We start from the raw sequence: 7,841 nt of genomic DNA, 5'->3' as shown, positions 1-7,841 counted from the left end.
GAGGCGTTAAGCAGTAAGCAGCGTTGGTATTTAGAGAGATATCTGGAGTTATCAGAGGAATTAAGGTGTGCGTATCAGTTAAAGGAATCTTTTCATTCATGGTTTAAAAAGGCCAAAGAGATTGGGTTAACCCAAATGAATGAAGTCAAAAAAGGCTTAAACGTCTTTTATGATCAAGTCACTGAATCAGGGATAAATGAGTTTATACAAGTTATTCAAACGTTCAAGAATTGGCAGATTGAGATATTAAATAGCTTCGCCTTTGGCTATACAAATGGTTTTATTGAAGGATTAAACAATCAAACCAAGGTGATTAAGCGAAATGCCTTTGGTTTTAAGCGTTATGACCGATTACGATTACGTATATTATTACATCATCAATATAAATCAACGGGATATCAGTTGGGTTAAGGAGTAGAAGCTATTACTCCTACCCCAACATTTGACGTAGAACCTAAAAATAATGTATAAAAAACATTTCTTCTTATCAATATATATACTGTTGAATTTTATTTTAGGAGGAATTTAAATGCCCCAACAACAAAATCAGCAAGTGACCCAAATTCTTAATGCCATTCAACAAGCTCAGCAGCAATTGCAGCAAGCTCAATCAACGGCTGACTTGCCGCAAATCCAGCAAGCTGAACAACAATTGCAGCAGGCTCAGCAGCAGCTGCAAACCATGCAAGCCCAACAAGGTCAAACTCAGCAAACTCAACAGCAGCAACAACAATACCAGCAAGCTCTTCAAGAATTGCAGCAAGCTCAGCAGTTAGTGCAGCAAGCTCAACAAGCCAGTCAGCAAAATAATCAAACACAATAATGACATCTTCACCGGTGTCAGGTGTTAAAGCTGACGGCCGCACTTTTTATAACATTCGCCGGCTGCGACAGATAACCAAAAACGTTTCTTAGGGCAGTTTTTTAACTGCCCTTTATTATTTAGAAAGTTTGCGTTTGTTAAACAAGCCAGACATGATATAATATTTTTGAAGTTATTTAAATGGGGTGCGAATGATGTCTGGTTGGTTTATGGGATTTATTGTGCTATGGAGTGTATTTCTCTTAGTCATCATGGCCATTGGCGGATTTTTCATGTTCAGAAAGTTTTTGAAGAGCCTGCCGAAAGCGGACGGAAAATCTGCATTAGACTGGCAAAGAGATTACATTAAACGCACAAAACATCTATGGACAGATGATCAGCTCGCATTACTGGATGAGTTAGTTGCCCCTGTCCCCTCTTTATTTAGAGATGTGGCCAAAGAAAAAATCGCCGGTAAAATCGGGCAATTAGCTCTAAAATACCGGGCCACAAAAATGACTGAAGCCCTTATCATTGAGGGCTACATAAAGGCAACGCCAAAACGTGATCATAAATATTTAAGGAAAACATTAACGAAACACCACATTAATATCGAACCTTATGAACACTTCTTTTAAATATTATTAAATAAACTCCCCATAACATATTGGGGAGTTTATTATGTCGGTGTGACTATTTCATCATTTGACGAATGTTTCTTCAACAGACGTTTGTACATGACAAACATTGCAACCCGCCACGGTATAATCATGCCGTAAGCCAATATAAAGAAGAGACCGCCCGTTTGAGGGACATCAATGGTTTTCTCCAAAAATATTTTCATGACTGTTCTAATAACCAATAATCCGATCAATATGAAAATAAAAGCCTTTGACCGTTTCAAATATACCTGGTTATCATGCATTTCAAATTTTGATGTCTTAATAAGAAAAATGGAGAAAAACGCACCGACTAAAAATGCTTCCAATGCTTCGGTAAACGGGACGCGGAACGGCTGAAAAATAAACATCAGCGCACCTGTTGACATAAACACCGGCGGCAAGAGAATTTTTTTCGTGTTGGTTGGTTTTTTCGATGCCTTTAATCTTACAGCTATAATTGAAAATGCAAATACAACACCAATTAAAAGACTTAAGATTTGTACCAGCATAAGATCAACCTTCTTTTTAAACTGTTGGTCTGTTTCATTCTTGTATTATAACATGTTTTGATTGGTTAAAAAATGAAGAACCTTGAAATCTTCAAAAATAAGGCTGATTTTATTTTTTTGCCAGGTATTCTTCCAGTGTTATATGATGTGCCATAATATACTTGGCCGCCTTAGTCCCTACATAGCGGAGATGCCATGGCTCATATTCATAGCCGGTGATCTTTTCTTTATCCTTCCCTTTTGGGTAGCGGATAATGAATCCGTAATCAGCGCAATGCTGCGCCACCCATTTCCCTTCTTTTGTATCACCGAAGTCTTGTTCTAGCTTAAATCCCGCATCTTGACTTGTAATGTCCATAGCCAGCCCCGTTTGGTGCTCGCTTGTCCCAGGCTGGGCACTGACAATGCTCGCTTGTTTCTTGCCTTGAGTTTGGACATTATTAGCAAAGATCGCTTTCTGACGATCAAAGGAACGATAGCCGGATTGAGCATAAAGAATAATCCCTTGCTTTTCGGCTGCATTAAACATTTTTTCTAATGCATCAGCTGCAGGTTTTCGCAAATGCATTTTTTCATATTTCCCGTCATAAGGAAACTTAACATGAGGAATGGTTAAGTCAGGGGGTTGATAGCCATCTGGAAGTTTATGTGTTTTGTTTACAAGAACAAGATTGCTTTTTGGATTTGAAACAACTGTGACTTTATTGCCGCTGGCTGAGGTTTGCAATTTGTCTTCTTGGTTCTTTTTATGGTTAGATTGATCTTGCTGTTTAGACTTTTCTTGCGCATCATTCTTATGTGCGGACTGCTCAGCCTTTTCTTCATGGCGGCTGGTATCATTTGAACTTTTTTGTGTGGAGGCTGTACTGTCTATACTGCAGCCGCTTAATATAAGCGCTGTTAAACCAGCCCCTATGATGCCGTTTCGTATATTCTTCTTAATCATAATATGTAACCCCTTCAATACCTCTAATATCAATGAAATAACATGCTTAAGTCCCGTTTTCATAAATTTAGACACACGAAATAATTATTCGTGTGTCTGTTCTTATTTATGACATCTATTGAGCAATGATTTTTGCCTTCATATCACCGTGGCCGTTGCCGCAAGGAATCGTGCAATGAACATGGTAAGTTCCAGGTTTCAATTTCACGATCTCACTGCCTTTATTTTCAATATTGACCTTTGTGCCGGTTATACCCAGCCCGTGAACCCCTTCCTTGCTCTCAAAATTAATTTTTACATTTTTATTTGCCGGAACTGTGTAAGTTTGTTTATTAAACTTAAAATCTGTTGCAGTGATGTTTAATGTTTTATCTGCCTTTTGGTTTTTGGTTTGATCTTGATTCGAAGCGTTAGAACTGTTATTATTTCCGCATCCTGAAAGCGCCAAGAGCATGACCATAACAGCCGCTGCACATAAAAGCACTGATTTTTTCATATTAATAGCTGCCTCCCTTGTATTTCATATATCTTTTTATCTAAATATCTCACTAAGATCATTTTAAATCAATTTAAGAAAGTGCTCATTAATTATTTTTGAACTTTAGTTAACAATTTAGATTTACAGCTTATTTTTCTTGATATATTCGCCAATCGCCTGCTCTAACTTTTCAACGCCCTCTTCCAGATTTGAGATAACGAGAGGAACAGCCTCAGTTTTATACTTTCTGAATTTATGATTATATCTAGGGTCATAATAATGTTCTAGAAAAAGAGAGATGACACGAAAATAATCTCCGTTTTGATAGGCTTGCTCTATTTCTTCAGCAAAGGCCGGCTGTAAATACTTCTTGAGATGCATAAAGGCTTCATATAACGCTTCTTGATGTTCTTCAGGATTATAAGCTTCGTAAATAGCAGCGACACGTTTTTGAAAGGGATAATGAATGCGGAACCTTAGCCCTTCTTCTTTTCCCTCGACAATAAATGGCGGAAGCACCACTCGCCCGATTCTTTTGCTTTCGGCTTCAATAATATAATAATTCGCGTCTTTTAACGCTGTAAGGCGCTGCCAGAGCAGGCATTCAAACTCTTTTTGACTGCGCGGCCACAGCCCGACAGAACCAAAGATAGAGCCTCGATGCCCCGCCATCCCCTCTAAGTCTAATACCGGGTAGCCTTTCTCTTGCAAAGCTAATAACAAATCAGTTTTTCGTGTTCCCGTCAAACCTTCGATCACAACAAAAGGCTTTTTTTCCAATGCAAATTGCGAGAGGCTGTCAACGATATGCTTTCGGAACGATCTTATCCCGCCTTCGAGCTGATATGAACCGATTCCCATTAAATTCATGACGCCGGCGATGCTCCGGCTGCGCATGCCGCCTCGCCAACAATAAATGACCGTATGTTCTTTCTGATCAGCTTGTGATTTAATTTGTCCGTACATGGACGGAAGCTTCGGAGAAATAATCTCAAGACCTTTTTCTTTAGCTGTATGCGGCCCTTTTTGTTTATATAGCTTACCAATCAATGCCCGTTCATTGTTAGTAAACAGCGGGACATTGACAGCGCCGGGAATATGAAATTCTTCATACTCTCCAGGGGATCTAACATCAATCAGAGCTGTTTGACCCCTTTTGTCCAACAATTCCAGGATGTTTATTTTCTGAACATTGTCCATGCTTCCAAACCTTCTTTACATTCTCTTTACGTCCATATTTATCATAACATTTTTTCTGTAAAATAAAAAAAGGACCCACTTATTAAAAAATGAGATCCTTCTTTTTCAATTCATTATTTATCCATTTGATTATTAATTGCTTTCATCATTTGATTGATTTTCTTCTGTGATGGGTTTTGTCCCATTTGCATCATCATCACACGAAGCATTTTTTCGTTAATAGGCGGATTCTTCTTCATGTAATCCATCATATATTTGCGGGCAATGAAAAAACCGAGTAATATGCCTACAATAATACCGATGACGCCCACAAGAATATAGAGCCACATTCGATTGTCGTCCTCCTTTTGCTTTTCTGTCCACTCCTTAGTTTACTATAAAGTTTAAGCAATACACAACCCTATTATGCTAGATAAAGTGTGCATTTTTAATGGGCTTTAACCATCCAAAACGATGATGGTCAAAATCGATGGCCAAAAAGCTGTCGTCGATTTGCCGGAGGACTTCAAAAAAGGACATTTCAGCGCTGTAATTGCCGTGAGCTTTCAGCGACAACCGTCCTGGATGCAGCTCAAGTTTGGCACACCCTGGCTTTTTAGTATTTTCAATAGTATGAATTTTATCTCGGCATTTATACTCAGATAAATGACTTAATAACGTTTTTAATTTTTTCTCAACCCGATAGACAGGTATTCGCCTTGTAATGTATTGCACCTGTTTACTAATTTGTTGTCTTATATCTATATTGTTTATATGATTGGCTTCTAAAAAAAGCTGATAAAGCTTTGCTTCTCTTCCAAAATAAGTACGGGCAATCTCATCTTCTATTAAAAAAATAAAGTAGTGCCTCATTGTATATTCCTCCTTCGTCCGAGGGTTATATCGAGGATGTTCTGAAATTCGGGAAACGGCGCTGCTTGTCCCCTTTCCGAACATTTAATCTTATTATAACCCCGGCGGATCAAAAGAATTGTCTAAATGATGTGCAATGAGACACTACTTTTGTCGAACTGTTATTTTGTTACAATTTATTTATTAAGAAGTTGTTTCATTTTAGCAACAACGTTTTCTACGCTGAAGCCGTATTCTTCCTGAACTTTATTGCCGTTAGCTGAAGCTCCGAAGCGATCAATTGTAATAAGATCACCTTCGCGGCCAACATATTTATGCCAGCCTAGTGATGAACCCATTTCAACGGCTAAGCGCTTAGTCATGTTAGGCGGCAGAATCTGATCTTTGTATTCTTGTGATTGTTTGTCGAAACGATCCCAAGAAGGCATGCTGACTACGCGGACATGAATATTTTCAGAAGCAAGCTGTTCTTGTGCTTTAACCGCAAGACTAACCTCAGAACCAGTGGCTAAAATAATGCCTTCTGGGTTATCTTTCGCTTCAGAAACGATATAAGCCCCTTTCTTCACGCCTTCTTCTGCTCCATTAATTGAACCTTCTAATGTCGGCACGCCTTGGCGAGTAAGCACGAGTGCTGTAGGCTGATCTGTGCTTTCTACAGCCAATTTCCATGCTTCTCTTGTTTCATTGCCGTCTGCCGGACGAATAACGGATAAGTTAGGCATGGCACGAAGAGATGCCAATTGTTCAATTGGTTCGTGAGTCGGTCCGTCTTCTCCGACAGCAATGCTATCGTGTGTGAAGACATAGGTGACAGGTAAATTCATTAAAGCAGAAAGACGAACGGCTGGTCTTAAATAATCTAAGAATACGAAGAATGTAGAACCATACGGCTTAACACCGCCATGCAATCCCATGCCGTTGACAGCCGCAGCCATACCAAATTCACGAACGCCAAACCATACGTTACGGCCTTGATAGCTTCCCGCTTGGAAGTCTTCGCTGTCTTTCATTAGCGTTTTTGTTGATGAAGCCAAGTCAGCTGCCCCGCCAAAGAGTTGCGGCACCGTTCCGGCAAGACCATTGATGATTTCATTTGAAATCGCACGTGTTGCTTTATTATCGCCCACTTTATACTGAGGCAAATCAGCATCATAATTTTCAGGAAGCTTGCCGTTAATGGCGTCTGTCAGCTCTTGAGCGAGTTCAGGGAAAGCTTCGCGATAAGCATCAAATTGCTTGTTCCAAGCCTCTTCAGCAGCTTGGCCTTTTTCGGTAAAAGTTTGGAAATGTTCTCTGACTTCATCAGGAACTGTGAATGGTTCAGTGTAATGCCATTCGTAAGTTTTCTTAGCAAGTTCTGTTTCTTCAGCACCAAGCGGGCTGCCGTGAACAGCGCTTGTCCCTTGTTTATTTGGCGCGCCGTAACCGATTGTTGTTTTAACCTCAATGAGCGTTGGCTTATCAGTTTCTTTTTGAGCTGTTTCGATGGCTCGGGCAATTTCTTCAAGGTTATTGCCGTCTTCTACATACAGAACTTGCCACCCGTAAGCATCAAAGCGTTTTTTGACATCTTCAGTTTGGGCTTTGCTTAAATCACCGTCAAGTGAAATGTCATTTGAGTCAAATAATACGATCAAACGGCCTAATTTTAAATGTCCAGCCAATGATGCAGCCTCAGCCGCTACGCCTTCCATTAAATCGCCGTCGCCGCAGATAGCGTAAGTATAGTGGTCGATGATTTCATGATTATCTTTATTATATTTTGCTGCCAGGTGTCTTTCAGCCATAGCCATGCCGACTGCCATGCCGATGCCTTGTCCCAAAGGACCTGTTGTTGCGTCAACGCCCGGTGTATGGCCGAATTCAGGGTGTCCAGGCGTTTTGCTGCCCCATTGTCTAAATGCCTTCAAATCTTCGATTGATACATCATAGTTAAACAGATGCAAGAGACTATATAAGAGCATTGAACCGTGTCCGGCAGATAATACAAATCGGTCACGATTAAACCAATGAGGATTTTTTGGGTTATGTTTCATAAATTTGGACCATAGCGTATATGCCATTGGCGCTGCGCCCATCGGCAATCCTGGATGCCCGGAATTAGCATTTTCAATGGCATCAATAGATAGAGTGCGAATTGTGTTAATGGATAGTTGTTCAATCGATCGTGTCAAGACTTATCTCCCTTTCCTCTATGATAAGAACATTTACAGTTTAACACAAAGTTACGCTCTTCATCACACTAAATGCATCATGTATTTAAGCTAAAATGGGCTGCTTTAAAAGGAAAAAACCAACAATTCGCATCATTAAAGGATTGGTTACGCTTACACTTTTATCCTGTTTTTACAAAAAGACCTGAAACCTTTCGGTGGTTTCAGGTCTTTTT

General features: G+C 39.8%; 10 protein-coding genes. 2 read left to right on the top strand and 8 right to left on the bottom strand.

Annotated elements, in window-relative coordinates:
• The coding region (locus tag JOD45_RS03335) for a transposase (protein ID WP_205002443.1) at nt 1-411 on the top strand (411 nt) is incomplete at its 5' end.
• A 155-nt stretch (nt 412-566) separates the two neighbouring features.
• On the opposite strand, the gene JOD45_RS03330 is transcribed toward JOD45_RS03335, so the two are convergent.
• Entirely contained in the window at nt 567-866 is a 300-nt protein-coding gene (locus JOD45_RS03330; RefSeq protein WP_205002442.1) for a hypothetical protein, read from the bottom strand.
• Between the two features lie 148 nt (nt 867-1,014).
• Here JOD45_RS03330 and JOD45_RS03325 point away from each other — a divergent pair, with 148 nt between their 5' ends.
• Nucleotides 1,015-1,440, top strand: coding sequence for a DUF2621 family protein (locus JOD45_RS03325; RefSeq protein ID WP_205002441.1), 426 nt, complete (start codon nt 1,015-1,017; stop codon nt 1,438-1,440).
• Nucleotides 1,441-1,481: 41 nt separating this feature from the next.
• Here JOD45_RS03325 and JOD45_RS03320 read toward each other — a convergent pair whose 3' ends face one another.
• From JOD45_RS03320 to tkt, 7 genes are all read right to left on the bottom strand, one after another.
• Nucleotides 1,482-1,973 (bottom strand): CcdC family protein, encoded by a 492-nt coding sequence (locus tag JOD45_RS03320; protein WP_205002440.1) that lies wholly within the window; start codon nt 1,971-1,973, stop codon nt 1,482-1,484.
• 109 nt (nt 1,974-2,082) lie between these two features.
• A complete protein-coding gene (locus JOD45_RS03315) occupies nt 2,083-2,919 on the bottom strand; it encodes a M15 family metallopeptidase (protein WP_205002439.1) in 837 nt (278 codons plus the stop codon).
• A gap of 115 nt (nt 2,920-3,034) precedes the next feature.
• Nucleotides 3,035-3,415: a cupredoxin domain-containing protein gene (locus tag JOD45_RS03310; protein WP_205002438.1), complete on the bottom strand. Its 381-nt coding sequence runs from the start codon at nt 3,413-3,415 to the stop codon at nt 3,035-3,037.
• Nucleotides 3,416-3,538: 123 nt separating this feature from the next.
• Nucleotides 3,539-4,597, bottom strand: a complete 1,059-nt coding sequence (gene mnmH, locus JOD45_RS03305; protein ID WP_205002437.1) for a tRNA 2-selenouridine(34) synthase MnmH — start codon at nt 4,595-4,597, stop codon at nt 3,539-3,541.
• Nucleotides 4,598-4,710: 113 nt separating this feature from the next.
• Nucleotides 4,711-4,926: a YneF family protein gene (locus tag JOD45_RS03300; protein WP_205002436.1), complete on the bottom strand. Its 216-nt coding sequence runs from the start codon at nt 4,924-4,926 to the stop codon at nt 4,711-4,713.
• A gap of 79 nt (nt 4,927-5,005) precedes the next feature.
• Nucleotides 5,006-5,449 carry a sporulation inhibitor of replication protein SirA gene (gene sirA / locus JOD45_RS03295; RefSeq protein WP_205002435.1) on the bottom strand — a complete coding sequence of 148 codons (444 nt, stop codon included), beginning with the start codon at nt 5,447-5,449 and terminating at the stop codon, nt 5,006-5,008.
• A gap of 176 nt (nt 5,450-5,625) precedes the next feature.
• On the bottom strand, nt 5,626-7,626 hold the full coding sequence (tkt, locus tag JOD45_RS03290; protein WP_205002434.1) for a transketolase: 2,001 nt from the start codon (nt 7,624-7,626) through the stop codon (nt 5,626-5,628).
• Nucleotides 7,627-7,841: the final 215 nt, after the last annotated feature.

The organism is Scopulibacillus daqui (genome assembly GCF_016908855.1).
Classification (GTDB): Bacteria; Bacillota; Bacilli; order Bacillales; family Sporolactobacillaceae; genus Scopulibacillus_A; species Scopulibacillus_A daqui.
Note: the sequence above shows the minus strand (reverse complement) of the source record. Positions and strands in the feature narration are given on the sequence as shown.

Excerpts from the sequence above, each read along its gene's own strand:
- JOD45_RS03300 (WP_205002436.1), bottom strand. The coding sequence starts at position 4,926 with ATGTGGCTCTATATTCTTGTGGGCGTCATCGGTATTATTGTAGGCATA.
- JOD45_RS03325 (WP_205002441.1), top strand. The coding sequence starts at position 1,015 with ATGATGTCTGGTTGGTTTATGGGATTTATTGTGCTATGGAGTGTATTT.
- JOD45_RS03320 (WP_205002440.1), bottom strand. The coding sequence starts at position 1,973 with ATGCTGGTACAAATCTTAAGTCTTTTAATTGGTGTTGTATTTGCATTT.
- JOD45_RS03315 (WP_205002439.1), bottom strand. The coding sequence starts at position 2,919 with ATGATTAAGAAGAATATACGAAACGGCATCATAGGGGCTGGTTTAACA.
- sirA (WP_205002435.1), bottom strand. The coding sequence starts at position 5,449 with ATGAGGCACTACTTTATTTTTTTAATAGAAGATGAGATTGCCCGTACT.
- JOD45_RS03310 (WP_205002438.1), bottom strand. The coding sequence starts at position 3,415 with ATGAAAAAATCAGTGCTTTTATGTGCAGCGGCTGTTATGGTCATGCTC.
- mnmH (WP_205002437.1), bottom strand. The coding sequence starts at position 4,597 with ATGGACAATGTTCAGAAAATAAACATCCTGGAATTGTTGGACAAAAGG.